The 18,788-nt window shown below is 52.8% G+C and carries 12 protein-coding genes; 7 read left to right on the top strand and 5 right to left on the bottom strand.

Annotated features, from left to right (window positions below; genetic code table 11):
• Window positions 1-119 precede the first annotated feature (119 nt).
• Complete coding sequence (locus V0288_RS13825; RefSeq protein WP_332865699.1) at window positions 120-932, bottom strand: hypothetical protein; 813 nt, start codon at window positions 930-932, stop codon at window positions 120-122.
• A gap of 89 nt (window positions 933-1,021) precedes the next feature.
• On the opposite strand from V0288_RS13825, the gene folD reads away from it, so the two are divergent.
• The 3 genes from folD (at window position 1,022) to ruvA (ending at window position 4,099) form a co-directional block, all read left to right on the top strand.
• Window positions 1,022-1,879, top strand: coding sequence for a bifunctional methylenetetrahydrofolate dehydrogenase/methenyltetrahydrofolate cyclohydrolase FolD (gene folD, locus V0288_RS13820; protein ID WP_332865698.1), 858 nt, complete (start codon window positions 1,022-1,024; stop codon window positions 1,877-1,879).
• 580 nt (window positions 1,880-2,459) lie between these two features.
• On the top strand, window positions 2,460-3,470 hold the full coding sequence (locus tag V0288_RS13815; protein ID WP_332865697.1) for a hypothetical protein: 1,011 nt from the start codon (window positions 2,460-2,462) through the stop codon (window positions 3,468-3,470).
• Complete coding sequence (ruvA, locus tag V0288_RS13810) at window positions 3,467-4,099, top strand: Holliday junction branch migration protein RuvA (protein ID WP_332865696.1); 633 nt, start codon at window positions 3,467-3,469, stop codon at window positions 4,097-4,099. Before V0288_RS13815 ends, ruvA begins: the two co-directional genes overlap by 4 nt.
• A 238-nt stretch (window positions 4,100-4,337) precedes the next feature.
• On the opposite strand, the gene V0288_RS13805 is transcribed toward ruvA, so the two are convergent.
• The 3 genes from V0288_RS13805 to V0288_RS13795 form a co-directional block, all read right to left on the bottom strand.
• Window positions 4,338-5,072 carry a carbonic anhydrase gene (locus tag V0288_RS13805; protein WP_332865695.1) on the bottom strand — a complete coding sequence of 245 codons (735 nt, stop codon included), beginning with the start codon at window positions 5,070-5,072 and terminating at the stop codon, window positions 4,338-4,340.
• Window positions 5,073-5,077: 5 nt separating this feature from the next.
• Window positions 5,078-7,417 carry an HD family phosphohydrolase gene (locus V0288_RS13800; protein WP_332865694.1) on the bottom strand — a complete coding sequence of 780 codons (2,340 nt, stop codon included), beginning with the start codon at window positions 7,415-7,417 and terminating at the stop codon, window positions 5,078-5,080.
• 111 nt (window positions 7,418-7,528) lie between these two features.
• A complete protein-coding gene (locus tag V0288_RS13795; RefSeq protein WP_332865693.1) occupies window positions 7,529-8,374 on the bottom strand; it encodes a hypothetical protein in 846 nt (281 codons plus the stop codon).
• A gap of 566 nt (window positions 8,375-8,940) precedes the next feature.
• Here V0288_RS13795 and V0288_RS13790 point away from each other — a divergent pair.
• Complete coding sequence (locus tag V0288_RS13790; protein ID WP_332865692.1) at window positions 8,941-9,180, top strand: NifB/NifX family molybdenum-iron cluster-binding protein; 240 nt, start codon at window positions 8,941-8,943, stop codon at window positions 9,178-9,180.
• A gap of 213 nt (window positions 9,181-9,393) precedes the next feature.
• Here the strand turns inward: V0288_RS13790 and V0288_RS13785 are convergent, their stop codons facing one another.
• Window positions 9,394-10,881 (bottom strand): esterase-like activity of phytase family protein, encoded by a 1,488-nt coding sequence (locus V0288_RS13785; RefSeq protein ID WP_332865691.1) that lies wholly within the window; start codon window positions 10,879-10,881, stop codon window positions 9,394-9,396.
• 416 nt (window positions 10,882-11,297) lie between these two features.
• Here V0288_RS13785 and gltB point away from each other — a divergent pair, with 416 nt between their 5' ends.
• From gltB to V0288_RS13770, 3 genes are all read left to right on the top strand, one after another.
• Window positions 11,298-15,929, top strand: a complete 4,632-nt coding sequence (gene gltB / locus V0288_RS13780; RefSeq protein WP_422661977.1) for a glutamate synthase large subunit — start codon at window positions 11,298-11,300, stop codon at window positions 15,927-15,929.
• Between the two features lie 71 nt (window positions 15,930-16,000).
• The gene (locus V0288_RS13775) at window positions 16,001-16,240 is read left to right on the top strand and encodes a BrnA antitoxin family protein (protein WP_332865689.1); all 240 of its coding nucleotides are present in this window, start codon (window positions 16,001-16,003) and stop codon (window positions 16,238-16,240) included.
• 185 nt (window positions 16,241-16,425) lie between these two features.
• Complete coding sequence (locus V0288_RS13770) at window positions 16,426-18,780, top strand: UvrD-helicase domain-containing protein (RefSeq protein WP_332865688.1); 2,355 nt, start codon at window positions 16,426-16,428, stop codon at window positions 18,778-18,780.
• The last annotated feature ends 8 nt before the right edge of the window (window positions 18,781-18,788 follow it).

Here is an 18,788-nt window from a genome sequence, read left to right as displayed (position 1 = left end):
ACTACTTATAACCGATTTATCTTTTTCAATTAACACTTCCCTTCAATTTAGATTCTCGAAAATGAAGTTTTCCAGAAGTCTATGAAACCTCTCGGGGAATAAAAATTTTCTCGCCCCGCCTATTTTCTCCCCTGTTTGTGCGGGAGGAAGAAGGAATCCAGGGGATCGATAACCGGTTTCGCCGCGGCGGGTGGTTTAGGAGGCATCACCTCGACGATCGGGCGAATAACTCTCGCGTTCGGTTCATCGAGTTCCCTAGTGGCGACGGGGGAAGGCTTCGGTTCCGGTTCCCTAGTGGTGACGGGAGAAGGTTTCGGTTCCGGTTCCCTAGTGGCGACGGGAGAAGGTTTCGGTTCCGGTTCCCTAGTGGCGACGGGGGAGGGCTTCGGTTCCGGTTCCCTAACCGCGACGGGGGAGGGCTTCGGTTCCGGTTCCCTAACCGCGACGGGGGAGGGCTTCGGTTCCGGTTCCCTAGTGGCGACGGGAGAAGGTTGCGGTTGTGACTGTATCTCGGAGGTGGGAGTCGGAGAGGGAGCGATCGCCCGCGCGTCTAGCTGTTCCAGTTCCCGAACGTAAACTTCGTTACCGGCTTGAACTCCTTTCGGCACGTTTTCAAACTCGATCTGACCTTTCACGACGATTTCTTCGCCTTTTTTCGGCATTTTTAAGGTATTCGTCCGAATCCAGATCGCGCCCGATCCATCTTTTAAGAGATAGGCACCCCCGTTGAGAAAAGGGGCTTGATCTCCCACCACTCCCCGTAGGTAAACCAGCGCGCCCTTGGGTTTTTCCGGGAGTCGATCGATCGTCGTCATGGGAGGATCGCCGATAACGGGGACGGCGATACCCAGATCCGCGAGGGTACTACAACCGAATAACCCCGCCAGTAAAAAAGAACCGCCGACGAGCGCGAGACGAGTCCGGAGAGACATTCTTGTATTAACCTTAACGAGTGACACGGGTCGATCTTTTACCCCATAGAATGGATCGAGAAGACTTTTGTTCTCGGTTTTATCATAGAATGTTCGCTACTACTTGCCAAATTCTCGACGGGAAAGCCAAGGCGAAAAAGATCCAGTCCGCCCTGAGCGATCGAATTAAAGCGCTACAACCGGCGATCGGACGGCCTCCCGGACTGGCGGTACTGATGGTCGGCGACGATCCCGCCAGCGCCGTCTACGTTCGCAATAAAGAAAAAGCCTGCGAGAAGATCGGCATGGCTTCCTTCGGACGGCATTTTCCCGGCGACACCGGCGAGGCGGAGATCGCGGCGGAGATCGATCGACTCAACCGCGATGAACGCGTGGACGGGATCTTGATCCAACTCCCCCTTCCCCCCCATCTGGACGCGGTTCGTCTCCTGCATCTCATCGATCCCGATAAGGACGCGGACGGGCTACACCCGGTCAATTTAGGGCGTTTGGTGCGCGGTGAACCGGGTCTGCGTAGTTGTACCCCCGCGGGCGTGATGGAATTACTGAAAGAATACGAGATTTCCGTAGCGGGAAAACAGGCGGTAGTGGTCGGACGCAGTATTCTGGTGGGAAAACCGTTAGCGTTGATGTTGCTGGAAGAAAACGCGACCGTGACGATCGCCCACTCGAAAACGAAAGATCTAGCTTCGGTCACGAAAAATGCCGATATTCTCCTGGCGGCGGTCGGGAAAGCGGAATTGATCACCGGCGAGATGGTCAAACCCGGCGCGGTCGTGGTCGATGTGGGGATTAACCGGGTCGGCGAGCGTCTGGTGGGAGACGTGCATTACCCGTCGGTGTTCGAGGTGGCTAGTTATTTAACTCCCGTCCCCGGCGGTATCGGGCCGATGACGGTGGCGATGTTATTACAGAATACCGTGGAAAGTTTCGAGAGAAAACGCTAAGGCAGATTTTAGACGGATTTTCTGGAGTTCTAGCGGGTATCGGGGAAGAAAGGGGGAAGGACTTATCCGTCCCCCTTTCTCCATTACGAACAAGTCTGTACGTTTCGGAACAATTCGGGACTATTCGGGATCGACAGGAGATAGCGCCCGCCGAAAGGATTCAAAAGGCATAGAGAACCGCCGCCAACGAATTCGTTGGCGTTTTTGGTCGTATCTCGCGAATCTATCTCCCGATGTCGCGGATTCGTTACTTCCGATACTTACGGTCGTCCTCGCATCTACCGAAAGTGAGTTGACAGGAACCGATCGAAAAAAAATAATACTAAAGGAAACTTAATACAAAAGTTACCCATCTTAATAAGTAAAATTACTGGTTCTCCGACAGTCGCGTGAATACCGAGTCGGTTTTCGCCCGCGACGGGATAGAGCTACAATTCTTTTCTCGAAACTGTCGAGCGGATGTACTACTTTCTAGCCGGGTATACCCGCTAGAAGCAAGAGCGCGTTTCTGTCATTTCATCTCCAAAAATTCGGGTTCAGTTCTCTAACCATTTCCCTAGTGGCTATCTAGGAGGTCTTCATGTTCGATATCTCGTTCGCTTTGAGTTGTCTCGCCTCGATCGTCGCCTGTCTCGGGGTTCGCGCGGGGATCGTCGGTATTTTCCGCCGTCGCGCGGCCGGGCAAATTCGGGAAAACGCCCGAGAGCGGTACGAAAAATCGGTAGCGATCGCCGAGAGACCGTTCCGATCGGCCCTAGAACTCGCGGGAAAATACGGTCAACTCCAGGTTCGCGTGAAAAACCGCACGATCGCGCGCTTTCTGGCCCTGCTCGATCGACTCGGCCAGCAGATCCCCGCGGAAGATCGGGCGATGTTAGAAAATTTGGAGGGATTTTCCAACGATCGACTGCGGGAATACGGGACAATACTCCTCGAACCGGACGATTTCGCGGTCGGAAGTCTCAAGGCCCTCCGGGCGAATCACTCGCTCGATCGCCTCGCCTTCGGGCTGATCGGATTTTTCGGGGTCGGCGCGCTCGATCGCTCTACCCTACTGGGCTGGCTGAGTAGCGGCGCCTCCCGGGCGGATCTCTGGTTCGCCAACCCGGCCACGCTCGCGGGAATCGTGCTGGTTCCGATGGTAACGCTCGGGGGTTTCTTTCTCCGGGGGGCGGGAGAGCGGTCTTTACGGGAAGCCCGTCAGTACGAGGCGAGAATCGAGGAAGAGATGATTAAAGTCGCCGCTTTTGAAGATTTTTGCGGGCTAGTGAGCCGGCATCTCTCGGAATTGCTGGAACTGGTTCGCGTTCTGAACCGGCAGGCGATCGAGGGATTGAACGAACTGGAATCGAGAATGTACGCTTCCGGGGCGACCCTGGTTCGATCGGGCGATGTGTTTGTCGGTTCGCTTTCTTTCGATGCCGATCGGGATACGGCGAAATTACAGGAAGTGGCGGGGATCGTCCGGGTGTTGGCCGAGATCGGCGGACGGCCGGTACTCGATGGCGATGGTAAACTCGATCGAGAGGCGGTAACGCTCGTGGAGAAGTACGGCGCTACCTTCGGACAAAACGCGCTGGAGAAGGGATGACCATCCATTATTTACGGGGAAAGGCGATCGAGGTGATCGAGATCCCGGTCGATCGACCGTTGTTAATTCTGGAAGTGAACGGGATCGGCTACGAGATCCAGATCCCCGGCCGCTCGGCCCGCTCGATCGCGACGACTCTCCCGGAAAGTCTCCAGATCTTCACCCATCTCCAGATCCGGGAGGAACAACCCTATCTCTACGGGTTCGAGAGCGTCGTGGAACGCGATCTTTTCCGACAGTTGATCGCGGTCAACGGGGTCGGGGCCCGGCTGGGCATCGCGTTAATCGATACGTTGGGCAGTGAGGATCTGGTGGGGGCGATCGTGACCGGCGATAGTAAAACGTTAGCGAAAACTCCCGGCGTGGGAACGAAAACCGCGGAACGGATCGCCCTGGAGTTGAAAACGAAACTCGCTAAGTGGCGACAGGTGGCGGGAATTTCTTCCCCGTCGGGCGCGGCACTGCCGGCGAGAGAAATTCTCGAAGATGTGGAGATGACGCTTTTGGCGTTGGGATATTCCGCGGACGAGATCGATCGGGCGGTGGCGGCGATCGCTCAAGATCCGCGACTACGGGAGAGTTCTAACGGTTCGGACTGGATTAAAAGCGCGATTACCTGGTTGAGTTGAGGGGGAGGGTTCGCGTTCGGCTTTTTTGCAAGTTGAAAATCTCGGAGATTCAGGCTTTAAAGTTGTAAATCGGCTTTTTATCGATATTTTAAAGAATCTTTCCGTTATTCTGTCTCCTGTCTCTTATCTCCTGCCTCCTGTCTCCTGCCTCCTGTCTCCTGTCTCCTGTCTCCTGTCTCCTGTCTCCTGTCTCCTGTCTCCTGCCTCCTGTCTCCTGTCTCCTGCCTCCCGTCTCCCCCTACGAGTGAAGGATCGGGCGATCTCCCGCCGGCCGGATCGATCGGGCGTTAAAGGGGATAATGTCGGTAAACTGTCGGATTTCCGACGGGGAAACCTCGATCGGGTTTTCCAGAACGAACCAGAGAACGCCCTCGGAACAGGGAGGGGTGGTTAGGGAACCGCGATACTCGTAAAAATCCCGTTTCTCTGGCAAGATTCGCTCGATGTCGATAAGATCGGCGATTTTTCTGTTCGCTCCCGATTCGCGGGGTATATTGTTGAAAATCGGTTGTAAGCGCGGGTTAGACGTTCCCGATCGGGCTAAAACCGCGATAACGGCTATATTTCCCCGATCGCTGACGTGAAGGAAATGAATTTCCATCTCGAATCGCCGGCCCGCGATCCGGTGTTCGCTCGGGTGATGGAAGTGAAATTGTTGTAACCGGAAAGTTTCCCCCCGGAAGGCGATCGAGTTTTCTACCCCCGGACGGACGCGGATCGTGCGGCCGGTATTGGTAAGGGTTAACGGGGTACTCCGGTAATCGATCGTTAAAAGGTTCGATTCTGTAGCCGTCGGGAAATCGAGATCGATCGGTGACTGTCGGCTTCCCGTGGCGCATCGTTGGAAATCCGGCGAGATTTCCCCCCAATTTTCGGGAGCGGCCGCGCTCGGATAGTCCCAGTTCACGGCCGGGGCGATCGCCGCGACGAGAGCGTTCGAGCCGAGAAACCGTAACAATGGCCGTCTTTCCATGCCGATCACACCGAGGTTTTATCCGTCGGTCGCGCTTCGAGGACGGCTTTCGGGTAGGCGATGCGCCGGTGGTGGAACTGTTGCCACACGCGCACGAAAATTTCGGCGATAATCGGTAATTCTTCCAAGCGCAGGCCGCTGTCTGCCAGTTGATTATCCCGCCATCTCGCCTGAAAAATCTTTTTAATCGTGTCCATCGCCTGTTCCGGGGTCGCGTCCTTCATCGATCGCAGGGCTGCCTCGGTACTATCGGCCAGCATGACGATTCCCGTCTCCCGCGACTGGGGAATCGGCCCGTCGTAGCGGAAATCCGCCTCGGAAACCGGTTCTTTCCCCTGGCTTTCCGCTCTCTGTTTCGCCTGATGGTAAAAATAGGAAATCAGTAAGGTGCCTTGATGTTCGGGAATAAAATCGCGAACCGCGCGGGGGAGTCCGTATTTGCGGGCCATGACCAGCCCCTCGGTAACGTGTTTTTTAATAATCTCGGCGCTGATATAGGGATCGTCGATGCGATCGTGTTTATTGGGGCCGCCCATCTGATTCTCGATAAAACCGAGGGCATCGTGCATTTTGCCGATATCGTGGTAGAGGGTTCCCGCGCGGATCAGTTCGACATTACAGTGCAGTTCGCGGGCGGCCGCTTCCGCGAGACAGGCGACAAAAAGCGTGTGTTGGAACGTTCCCGGCGCTTCGGTAGCCAGACGTTTGAGCAGATCGCGGTTCGGGTTGGCGAGTTCGACGAGACGGATCGGCGTGACGACATCGAAAAAGCGCTCCAAGAGGGGAGAGATACCCAGGGCTACCACCGTCCAGGCCAATCCGGAGAGTCCGTAGACGACGGCGTGGGGTAGGATGGTCAGCAAAACCGTTCCGGTAGTGGCGCTGACGAGTAGATAACCGAGAAGATAAACGCCACTTTGGGTGATACCGATGCCGATGCCCAGCAGGGAGAATTCATCCCTCGATCGCAGTCTTCCGGCCACCAGTGCCGCCACCAGGCCGCCGACGGTTCCCGCCACCAGATCGATCGAAACGCGGTTAATCCCGAACATCGAGAGACCGGACGTTAACAGAACCTGTGTCACCGCGAGGGTCGGCCCGTAGAAACTCCCCGTCAGTAAACCGACGGCGGCCAGATTGGTGAAGGGAAAATTGGCGATCGCTAGAATCGGCGGGGTTAAGGTCAATAAACCGAGTAAGAGAAAATCCCGATGGCGCAGGGGACGGTGTAGACGACGGGCGACCAGACAGAAAGTACCGATCGCCCCGGTGACGAGCAGTGCCGTTCCCGCCAATCCCGTCCAATCCATGCCCCGCTCGCTTAGACCGAAACCGTCGAGAACCACGAAATCGGCGCGATCGATCTTTTCGCCGGCCCGGACGATCACCTGACCTTCCTCGACACTGGCCAGGACGGTTTCTACCGCCTCGATCGCCTTGGCGGCCTGCTGGCGGGTGGCGGTTTCGTCTTCGACCAGGTTCGATTTGCCGATTAGGGCGCTTTCCAGCAATTCCCGCGCCAACAACCGGCCCGAGAGCGGCACCCGCTCCCGGATCTGTAGGTCGATCGCCTCGCGAAGATGACTCTCGGCCAGTCCGGGCGGGATGCCCTGGGCGAGAATCACGCGGGCGATGCCGAGAATTTGCCGTTTACTCTCGTTCCAGTCCCGAGCGCTCCCGCGTCCGGCGGCGTTCACCGCGAGAGCGCTCGGCTCTAGTTCGGGAGAATCGGCGGCTTCCCGGACGCTCGACGGGAATTCCCGGCGAACCCGATCGAGGGAAACGACCAGCTTCTGCCATCGTTGCGGGCCGAGCCGCTGACGGTACCGATCGACTTCGCTCGCTATCGCCGTCGGGATCTCGGGGTCGGACTCGCTCTCGATCGAGGGGGAGCTAAGTGAAGACCAGATCGCTTCCGAGGTGGTGGTTAAATACTGTAGGGTAGCCGGGGACAGGGAACGCGCCCCGTCGGTCGGGAAATTTTTCCCGATCTGTCGGGAGAGATCGAGCCGATCGAGGGTCAGGGAAAGATCCCGCTCGATCGAGGCGGTCATTTCCGCGTCCCGTTTGAGGACGGGAATCAGCCCCGCGCGAATTTTTTGCCGTCTCGCTTCGGTAGTGTCTCTATCCTCGAAACTCGCCGTTTTCGGGGCGATAATCGTGGTCGGAGAGAACGTTCCCATCGCTAGTTTCGGTTGGTTGTAAAAACGATACCCCACCACGCTGGTCAGACAACCGACGGTAAACAGGAAAATGATCGGCCGGCGCGTTCGGGCGAGGGGGACAGAAAGAGGCTTTCGGTCACGATACGGGGATGTAGCGGGAGTGGAAAGAAAAAGACCCATAATGACTCGATCGATAGTCTACGAACCACGCGTACATTCCGGTTCGGGAAATTCGGCCTTTCCCGTCTCCCATCATAAAGGTTCGGGGGAACGGCGAGCGCGGGGGAAATCTTAAAAATCCTCCCGCGAGATCGGTCGGAAATTCTTTCGCGGTTGTATCGTTCCCGCGGTGGCGATGGCGCTCGACGGGGAGAGGGGGACGGCACTTCGCGGATCGACTCCCGACCAGCGCGCGTATAGTTCGCCGGCCCGGATCTCTATCTCCCGCCACAAGGGGTCGGTTCGATTTCGCCAACGCCAGGCGAGCGGGATGCCGGTAATTCCATTATATAAACCCGACCAAAGACCGGCGAGGACGGTGGTTAACGCCCCTTGATACGGGCTAGAACGGGCGATCCGGGTGCCGAGGCGGAAATCCGACGGGGTTCGCCCGAAAGCGTGTAGGGAAAGGGCGATCGCCGTGCCGATCGGCTCTCCCGATCTCGCCAGTTGCCGCGCGGTACTTGGAAAGGGTCGATCGCTCTCGATCGCGTCCCGCACCCGTTCTAACTGACCGAACAAGGGCGTTTCCACCGGGGGAAGGATCTCTCGCGGGAACGGTCGATCGATCGGGTTTTTCCCGGCCGCCACCCGCGAGAGCGCGTGGCCCCAGAGCGCGAGATCGGCGCTCGCTCCCGACGGGAGAGACCAAATTCTGGCGATTTTCTCCGATCGCTCCCGCCAGCACTCGGGAGATTCATAAAACGCTAAAATTTCTGGCAGGAGGGCGAACAAACTCCCTTCTTCCGGGGATATCCCGTCGGGGAGCGTTGCGAGGAGTCGATCGGGATCGGGATTCTCCAGGGCGAGACAGAGAAAGCGGGTTCGAGGGAAAGCTCCCGGCAGATTCCCTAGGCTCTCCCCGATATAAATACCGAGTAAAGCTCCCTGAAAGCGATCGAGGGGAAATAGAGGCATGAGACCTCTCGCGGAATTCAAAAATTGTCGTTTGGTTAGGGAATCAGGAGCCAGTATTCAGGATTCAGGAGGAAGAATCCAGAACGCTCTAGAAAATTGCAAAAAAAACCTATTGATCTTGTATAATTCTGGTTTTCGAGGTTTTTAGACCCTCGAAAATGAATGGTGCAAGAGGTTTATGGAAATCATCTTACAGTTTTTTTCAGTAGACCCGCGCTCAAAATCGATTTTCCGAACAGGTCTATTTTCTTTCCCGAGAAAGCGATCGCTCTCTCGGGAGAATTCGCCGCGCCCGCGAGTGACGCTTTGAGTACATTTTTTCTCGTTCCCGGCCCTAACTACCCTCGCACCCGTACCGAAATTTACCTTCCCCCGTTCCTCGATCGCTAGGTAAAAATTCCCGGAGTCCCCCCGGCCAAGACAAGGTAGCCGGTGAGTACATCCTTAATTAATCTAACTAGCTTAATCGACGCGAGCGGGAGAATCGCCCGTAACGCGCCCGGTATAAAGAAAGAACAGCGATCGACGCGCGACCTATCCGGCAATCGCGAGCGAGGAAACAAACGATGAGTGTAACGGTAGCGATCGGGTCAACGGTAACGGTGGCGACGACCGGGAACGCGAGCGTCGATCGACATTTCGGCCGGATGACAGAGTTCCTTATTTACGAGGTGGACGGACAAAGGGTTCATTCGATCGAGCGACGTTCGATCCCACGGTACTGCCACGGAAACAATGGTGAAGCTGGAGATTTCGACACCGCCCTCTTAAGTTTTCACGACCAGTGGATAGCAAAGCGAGAGTAAATCGGTAAGATCGCGATCCTGCCGCTTATACAAGGAGAATATCAACAAAACCGACAGGATCGCTCTTTTTTTTCTTTGCCTCTAGCTATGTAATCTGAAAAAGTTTTGTGTGCTTCTCTCTGACAGCGATCTCCGGGATAGAAAACCGGGGATCTTTTTATAAAGTACGGAAATCGGGGGAAAGACGGGATTTTTCGCTTTCCCAACCGTTATCTATTCCGCTTTCCGCTCCCGTTTTATCTTCGCCAAGAACAGGCCCGATCCCGTAAGTAATAAAGCGGCGACGGTATTCGGTTCGGGGACGGTAGACGCGGGAACGAAATTCGCCAGTTCCCCCGGCGCGGTTTTGAACGAGTACAGGAAACCGGGGATTAACTGGAAACCCGTCGGACAGGAAGCGTCAATGGCTACCTGTACGGTACTCGTATAGTCGGGAGTCGTGCAGACATTGAATTGTACGTTGGAACCGTTTTGCGTGACGCTGTAATCGTTATCGTTTCCCGCGAGGATCGCGTAGGTTCCATCGTTGAGACGCGGCCCGACGGTTAATCCCTCGAATTTTTCGGGGATAATCTGACCCGTTAAGGCCGCTTGAATATCGAGGAACAGGGTTTTACTGACAGGGGTACCGGTAAAAGTGTTCGTGTTCGCTAAACTAATCCCGCTCGCGTCGGTCGCCCCGCTAATGTCGATCTTGTAGACGCGTTTGCTACCTATGGGAAGAATCGTACTCGTGGTAGGAGTATCCACACCTAAACCGCGATTATCCCGCTCTAAAACCAGAAATTCGTTATTATTCAGGGCGATAATCGCGCTAATCCCGATATTCCGTCCCTGCGCGGTCGCCCCGAAATCATTGGCCGTCCCCGGAATACGAGCGTTAATCGCGGCGATGTCTTCCAACGGATAGATGTATTGTTTCGTACTCGTCCCGGTCGCCGTATCGAACTCGACGATTCTGAGATTCCGGCTCCGTCGTCCGTCATTAGAAGAACCTTCGTTCACGAGAGGATCTTGTAGCATCGCCAACAGTTTCGAGCCGTCCGGAGTCATCGCCAATCCCTCGAAACCGCGATTATCCTGACGACCGGTGGTTAACGCCGGCGTACTCGTCCGGGTAGCCACGTAATCCAGGTTAGCGCCCGCTCTGGGAAGAATATTATCGGGGATGGTGAAAGCGCGAATAAACTCGCCGTTCGGGTTAAATTCGTACACGGAAGGGCCGTACTCGTCGGAAACGTAGAAATTTCCGTTCGGAGCGACCACGAATCCTTCCGGGTCGAAACTGCGGCCGAGAACGCCGCTATTGCCATTCAAGGCCAGAGGATTCAAACCGTTAAAAGGATTCCCGTTTTGGGTGAAGAGAATGGTTTGAATAATGTTGAAATTGCTAATCGCGCCCGTGTTCGGGTCTACGGTCAGGGTGAATTTCTGCACTCGGGTACTGTAATTGTAAACGCCGCCGCCGGGTCCCCGATCGCTCAGTCCGTAGTAGACGTTTTGATAGCGATCGTAGTACAGATCGGAGAAAAAGCCCAGACGATTGCCGTTCGCGCCGGGAGTGGTGGTTAAATCGGTCGAATCGCCCGGTAGGACGAGACTACCGGCTAAACTCGTGGCGAAAGCGGGAGAAATAGAGCTTAATACCGAGCCTAGGAGTAAACTACCTCCCACGCCGACGTAAAATCGTTTTTTCAACATGACAGGGAAACACTCGATCGAGATTCACGCCATCAGTATCGAGCGTTCACGTTAAACGGCGTTTAAACGTTGTTTAAGAGAGTCGGACGCGGAATAAATTCATAAATTGGCGATCGATCGCGATCGTCCGTCAACGATTCCGAAACGGATTCGCGCTATCCCCCCGATCGATCTCGATCGCTCTTGACCGGATGATTTATCATAGTAGATCCCTCGCCATTTCCCGCCGATCGATTCGGGACAGATACTCGTGACTATCCCCCGACGGGACAAGGGCAAGAGAATAGAAAATCGGAGCGGGAAGATAAAAAAATTGTCGGACAACTATTGACTTTTTATCGATCGTGTGCATTTACCCCCACAAGCCCCGCGTTCGCCGGTAACGCCTAATTTTATTTCGACTTAGATTAACCCCTATGGAGCGGCAATTTAACATGAAAATCGACGATCGCCATCAATTCGACCCCTATCGCGGACAACCCTGGCTAGTAGAAGAGCGGGACGCTTGCGGGGTCGGTTTTATCGCCGACGTTCAAGGTTCCGGCGACCATCAGCTGATCGAGCGCGCGCTCATCGCCCTCGGCTGTCTCGAACACCGCGGCGGTTGTAGCGCCGATCGCGATTCCGGGGACGGTTCCGGGATTATGACCGCCATCCCCCGCAACCTGTTCGCCCCGTGGTTCGCCGAAAATAATCTTCCCATGCCGGAGAGCGATCGCCTCGGGGTGGGAATGGTCTTTCTCCCCCAAGATCCCGCCCGTCGCGCCGACGCGAAAGCGTATGTAGAGGAAGTTGTCAAGAAAAGAAATCTTAAATTACTAGGCTGGCGCGAGGTTCCCGTCCGTCCCGACATTCTCGGCGTTCAGGCGCGGGAAAATCAACCGCATATCGAACAGGTAATGGTCACGTCCGATTCGCTCACCGGCGCGGATCTCGATCGAATCCTCTACATCGCGCGTTCCGAGGTCGGGAAACAACTCGCCGACGATTTCTATATCTGTTCCTTCTCCTGCCGCACCATCGTCTATAAAGGCATGGTTAGAGCCGAAGTTCTGCGGGAATTCTATCTAGACCTCCAAAATCCCGCCTATTCCAGCCGATTCGCCGTGTATCACCGTCGTTTCAGTACCAACACCATGCCGAAATGGCCCCTCGCGCAACCGATGCGCCTGCTGGGTCACAACGGCGAGATCAACACCCTCCTCGGCAATATTAACTGGATGGCGGCGCGGGAAGAGGCGCTAGAGACGCGGGGCTGGACGAAAGAGGAACTACAATCGCTGACCCCGATCGTCAATCCCGCCAATAGCGATTCCTACAACCTCGACAGTACGATGGAACTGCTGGTACGAACCGGCCGCAGTCCTCTCGAAGCGGCGATGATCCTCGTTCCCGAAGCGTACAAAAATCAACCGGATTTACAGGATCACCCCGAAATTACCGATTTTTACGAGTATTACAGCGGTTTACAGGAACCGTGGGACGGCCCGGCGTTACTGGTATTCAGCGACGGGGGAATTGTCGGCGCGTGTCTGGACCGCAACGGTTTACGGCCGGCGCGTTACAGTATCACGAATGAAGGCTATATCGTCGTTTCCTCGGAAGCCGGGGTCGTTAATCTAGAGGAAAGTTCGATCGTCGAGAAAGGTCGTCTCGGCCCCGGACAGATGCTCGCGGTAGATTTGGAAAAACGGGAAATCTTGAAAAATTGGGAGATTAAAGAACGCATCGCCAAAGAGAAAGCTTACGGGGAATGGGTGAAATCCCAACGGACGGCGATCGAACCCGTCATCGATAGCGATCCGACCCCGAAAGTCGAGAATATCCTGCAAATTCAGACGGCTTTCGGTTATACCGCGGAAGACGTGGATATGATCGTCGTTCCGATGGCCGAGACCGGTAAAGAACCGACCTTCTGCATGGGTGATGATATTCCCCTCGCGGTGTTGTCGGAAAAACCGCGGCTACTCTACGACTACTTTAAACAACGCTTCGCCCAAGTCACCAACCCGCCGATCGATCCCCTCCGGGAAAGTCTCGTCATGTCCCTGACCATGTATTTAGGACGACGGGGCAATATTCTCGATCTAGGGGTAGATGACGCGCATCTTTTGAAACTCGATACCCCGGTTCTCAACGATCTTGAATTAAACGCGGTGAAATCCGCCCATTATCGGGTCGCGGAACTCTCCACTGTTTACGACATTACCACCGGGCCGGGAGGGCTGGAAACGGCGATCGCCGCTTTATGTGAGGAAGCGGCTAAACAGGTCAGCGCCGGCGCGGAAATTATTATTTTAAGCGATCGCCTCTCGCCGATTACCGAGGAAACTAGCTATATTCCGCCGCTTCTCGCCGTGGGAGCCGTTCACCATCACCTGATTCGCTCCCATCTGCGTCTGAAAGCCTCGATCGTCGTCGATACCGCGCAGTGTTGGAGTACCCATCATTTCGCCTGTCTGATCGGGTACGGTGCGTCCGCGGTCTGTCCCTATCTGGCGCTGGAAACCATCAAACAGTGGTTGAGCGACCCGCGTACCCAGAAATTAATGGAAAACGGCAAGATCGAGACGGTTAGCCTCGAAAAAGCGCTCGATAACTACCGGAAATCCGTCGAGGCGGGATTGTTGAAAATTCTCTCGAAAATGGGAATTTCCCTCCTTTCTTCCTACCACGGCGCGCAGATCTTCGAGGCGATCGGTCTTTCCGCGGATCTCGTCCGATTAGCCTTTAACGGTACGGTTAGCCGCGTCGGGGGATTAACGGTCGCGGACGTTGCCCACGAGGTGATCACCTTCCACGGAAAAGCGTTCCCGACGTTGACGGGGAAAAAATTAGAAAACTACGGTTTCGTGAACTACCGTCCCGGTGGGGAATATCACATGAACTCCCCGGAGATGGCGAAAGCGCTCCATAAAGCGGTAGAAGCGTACAAAATCGGCGGGAACGGCACGAATTCCGAGGCTTACGACCATTACGAGAGTTATCGCCGGATCTTGCAAGAACGTCCGGTGACGGCTTTACGGGATTTACTGGAGTTTAATCCCGATCGATCGCCGATTCCCGTTTCGGAAGTGGAATCGATCGAGGAAATCGTCCAACGCTTCTGTACCGGGGGAATGTCCCTCGGCGCGCTGGGCCGGGAAGCGCACGAAACTCTAGCGATCGCCATGAACCGGATCGGCGGCAAATCTAACTCCGGGGAGGGAGGCGAAGATCCCGTTCGTTATACTACGCTTTCGGACGTGGATGAAACCGGTCACTCGGCCACCATGCCCCATTTGAACGGTCTCCGGAACGGGGATACGGCGAACTCGGCGATTAAACAGGTGGCTTCCGGACGCTTCGGTGTTACCCCGGAATACTTGATGAGCGGTCAACAGATCGAGATCAAGATGGCGCAGGGAGCGAAACCGGGCGAGGGCGGTCAATTACCGGGCAAAAAGGTGAGTTCCTATATCGCCATGTTACGGCGATCGAAAGCCGGAGTCACGTTAATCTCTCCCCCTCCCCACCACGATATTTACTCGATCGAGGATCTGGCGCAATTAATTTTCGACCTGCACCAGATTAACCCGTCCGCTAAAGTATCGGTGAAATTGGTGGCGGAAATCGGCATCGGCACGATCGCGGCGGGTGTGGCTAAAGCGAACGCCGATATTATCCAGATTTCCGGTCACGATGGCGGAACCGGCGCGTCTCCGTTGAGTTCGATCAAACACGCGGGCAGTCCGTGGGAGTTGGGCATCACGGAAGTTCACCGGACGCTACTGGAAAATCAACTGCGCGATCGGGTGATTCTCCGCGCCGACGGGGGATTGAAAACCGGCTGGGATATCGTGATGGCGGCGCTGATGGGTGCGGAAGAGTACGGTTTCGGCTCGATCGCCATGATCGCGGAAGGCTGTATCATGGCGCGGGTTTGCCACACGAATAACTGTCCGGTCGGTGTCGCGACGCAACAGGAACGCTTACGGCAACGTTTTAGCGGGATTCCGGAACACGTCGTCAATTTCTTCTACTTTGTCGCCGAGGAAACTCGATCGATTCTGGCGCGGTTAGGGTATCGGAGTTTGAACGAGGTGATCGGGCGATCGGATCTGCTGAAACAACGCGAGGATGTACGCTTAACCAAGACGGAAGCGTTAAACCTCGATTGTCTGCTGAAATTGCCCGATGTTCGGCAAAATCGCGACTGGTTGCATCACGAGGCCGTACATAGTAACGGGCCGGTTCTCGATGATGAACTGTTAGCCGATACCGAAATCGCCAACGCCATCGCCAATCAGGGAACGGTGACGAAAACGGTGAAGATCGTCAACACGGATCGATCGACCGGGGCGCGGATCGCGGGTTCGATCGCCAAAAAATACGGTAATGACGGCTTTGAAGGCGAAATTACCCTGAATTTCGAGGGCGCGGCGGGCCAGAGTTTCGGCGCGTTCAATCTCCCCGGCATGAAACTCCATCTAGAGGGAGAAGCGAACGATTACGTCGGTAAGGGAATGTACGGCGGCGAGATCGTCATCGTTCCCCCGAAATCCGTCACCTACGCCCCCGAAAACAACGCCATTATCGGTAATACCTGTCTCTACGGGGCGACCGGCGGTGTCCTCTACGCCAACGGCCGCGCCGGGGAACGGTTCGCCGTCCGCAACTCCACCGCGAAAGCCGTCATCGAGGGCGCGGGGGATCACACCTGCGAGTACATGACCGGTGGGGTAATCGTCGTTCTCGGTTCCGTCGGTCGCAACGTCGGCGCGGGGATGACGGGGGGATTGGCCTATTTCCTCGATGAAGCGGGCAATTTCCCGGAAAAAGTCAACCCGGAAATCGTCAAACTACAACGGGTACAAACCCCCGCGGGAGAAGCGCAGTTGAAAGAGCTAATCGAAGCCCACGTCAGCAAGACCGACAGCCCGAAAGGAAAAGCGATCCTCGCGGATTGGGATACCTATCTCGGCAAGTTCTGGCAAGTAGTACCGCCCTCGGAAGCCGACAGCCCGGAAGCGAAAACGGAATCGGAAAAAACCCTAACCTCGGTTTAATTCGATAACTTTTCTAGGCTCTATCATTAGGATAGAGCCTAGTTTTTTTTTCGGGCGAGAGATGAATAGAGATGAGTGACTTTTTTTCTAATGATGAGTATCCTGAAGTGACACAAGCGGATTTCGATCGGGCTAAATTTCGAGTAGGCTTGAATCCCGCACCCAATAAGCAAAACGTCACGATCTCGCTAGATGAAAGCCTGATTGAATATTTTAAATCGAAAGCGGGGGAAGAGGGGTATCAATCTTTGATTAATGAAGTTTTACGACAGGCGAAAGAGCGGGAAGAGACAAGAGATACTGTAGGATAAGCGATCGATCGTGGTCAATCGTCAAACTGCAACAGGTACAAACCCCCGCGGGAGAAGCGCTGTTAAAAAAGCTAATCGAGGCACACCATATAAGGTAGAGATTGGTGAAAGAGGGATTTTGAGTAGTCTGATAGATTGTGATGACTGGTGTTAGTTTCGGAGTATTGCCGGGAACACTAGGGTAAATGGTCGATATACATCTCAATCGTTTCAAAAAAGATAAGCTATCAATGTATAATTTCACAATCGATGATAATTTTTCGATCGCTAGTGTCGAACAGCTTGTGCAATATTCTCAAAATATTGCTATAGATGGAAGTTCTCTCTTAAAAATTCTTGTAGATAGAGAAGTAGAACGTTACGATGGAGTGAGAGGAAAAGTTATAGGTTTCGACTTAAAATCCAACTTTGTCATATCTCTTCCATATAGGATTTTCACGCCTTCAGGAATTATTGAGGATAGTAGAAGAGAAAGGTTTAGCTTAGAAAAATTTTCCAAAAATTTTATTGCTATTATCCCAGAAATTGACAGACAGCAACTACAGGAATTCTTGATTAAAGAAAATTCGATATTAGAAGAAAGAAAACAAAAAATTCAAGCGGAGCAACAAGCGCAAGAAGAGAGGCGACTACAAGCGGTACGAGAACATAGACTCCATCAAGAGCTAGAACGAAAAGAAAGAGAAGAAAGAATAAGAAAAAAAAGAGAGGAAAAGTTTTTTCATAAAGAAACCAAAGAAAAACTTATTCACCGCTTACAAGATTATTTTAATAAAAGCTTCGTGGATTCAGAGGATTTTTACAAGTCCGAATGCAATTCGTTTGTATCATTTGAAGAATACGAGCGAGCGAAGCTACTTTTCGTTACATCTTGGTCAACAGAAAATTTATTACAAAAGCCAGATAGAGAACAGTTAATAGCGATCAGTAGCGTTACCAAGGATATACAAGTAATCGCAAGGGCTGGAAGTGGAAAAACAAGCACTTTAGTAAACCGGGTGTTATTTTTACAAAAACACTGCCGTATTGATCCGAGCGAGATATTGATCCTAGCTTTCAATAAAAAAGCCGCAAATGAAATACAAGAGAGACTCGCACGTAGCTTACGAAATAGTCTTCCCCATGTCATGACTTTTCATGCTTTAGCGTATGCTTTAGTTCATCCCGATCAAGAAATTGTTTTCGATCAATCTGGGGGCGAGCAGAGCCAAAGTAAAGCTTTACAGTCCGTCATCAATGATTATTTAAACGATGATTCAGCGTATTACCCCAGAATTCGCGATCTGATGATGGCAAAGTTTCGGAGAGACTGGGAAAGACTGGAGAGAAAAGGCTATCTTTTAAGTCAAGAAGAAATGTTAGCGTATCGTCGCTCGTTACCTAGAGAGGGATTAGACGGTCGATATTATAAATCTTTCGGAGAAAAAGTTATTGCAAATTTTCTATTTGAACACGATCTCGACTATAAATACGAACGTAACTATAATTGGGATGGCATTAATTATCGACCCGATTTTACAATTTTTACTGGCAATGATCGGAAACAAGGAATTATTCTAGAATATTTTGGATTAGAGGGCGATCCCGATTATGATGAGATGTCGGAGAGAAAGCGCCAATTTTGGCAAAGAGATGATAAACGCAAACAGTGGAAGTTTTTAGAGTTTAATCCTCAACAAATCAGTTCTGGTGAACAAGAGTTTTCGGATTTAATAAAAACTTCACTCGAAAATTTAGCAATAGAATGTAATAAACTTTCTGAAGATGAGATATGGGAAAAAGCTAAAAGACGCGCGATCGACAATTTTACTAAAGCGATGAAACAGTTCGTGCAACTCTGCCGAAAGCGGTTTCTAACCCCTGAAGAACTACAGATTAAAATACAGGATCACGAATCTATAGATGAGTTTGAAACGGAATTTCTGGAATTAGGAAAAGTCTTCTACGAATCTTATTTAGCAAAATTAGAAGTCATGGGAGAAGAAGACTTTGATGGTTTAATGCAAACCGCTATAGGTTTAGTTGAGTCAGGAAACACGATTTTTTCTCGGAAATCAGGATCGGGAGATCTGAATAGATTGAAATATATTTTAATCGATGAGTATCAAGATTTTTCCGAACTTTTCTACCGTTTAATAGAAGCTATTAGAAGACATAATCAAAAAGCGTTATTTTTCTGTGTCGGTGATGATTGGCAATCGATCAACGGTTTTGCGGGTTCAGATCTACAATATTATCAAAACTTTCAACAATATTTTCCTAACTCTCTACGATTAAACATATCTACTAATTATCGTTCTGCATCTTCCATAGTTACGAACGGTAATATCTTAATGCAAGGCTTAGGAAAACCTGCGAGACCTTATCAATGGCAATCGGGTATCGTTAAATTAGTTGATTTACAAAGCTTCGAGCCAATTCAAAGAGAAATAGAAGACCATAATGGCGATTGTATTACGCCCGTTATATTACGCTTGCTCAATAAAATTGTTATTACAGCCTTTCTCGTAAAGATGAGGTATAATACTGCGGATAGCTAAATTGAGTG

Origin of the sequence: Pannus brasiliensis CCIBt3594 (genome assembly GCF_036688125.1) — a bacterium.
Taxonomy (GTDB): Bacteria; Cyanobacteriota; Cyanobacteriia; order Cyanobacteriales; family Microcystaceae; genus Pannus; species Pannus brasiliensis.
This window is presented reverse-complemented; position numbering and strand designations above follow the sequence as displayed.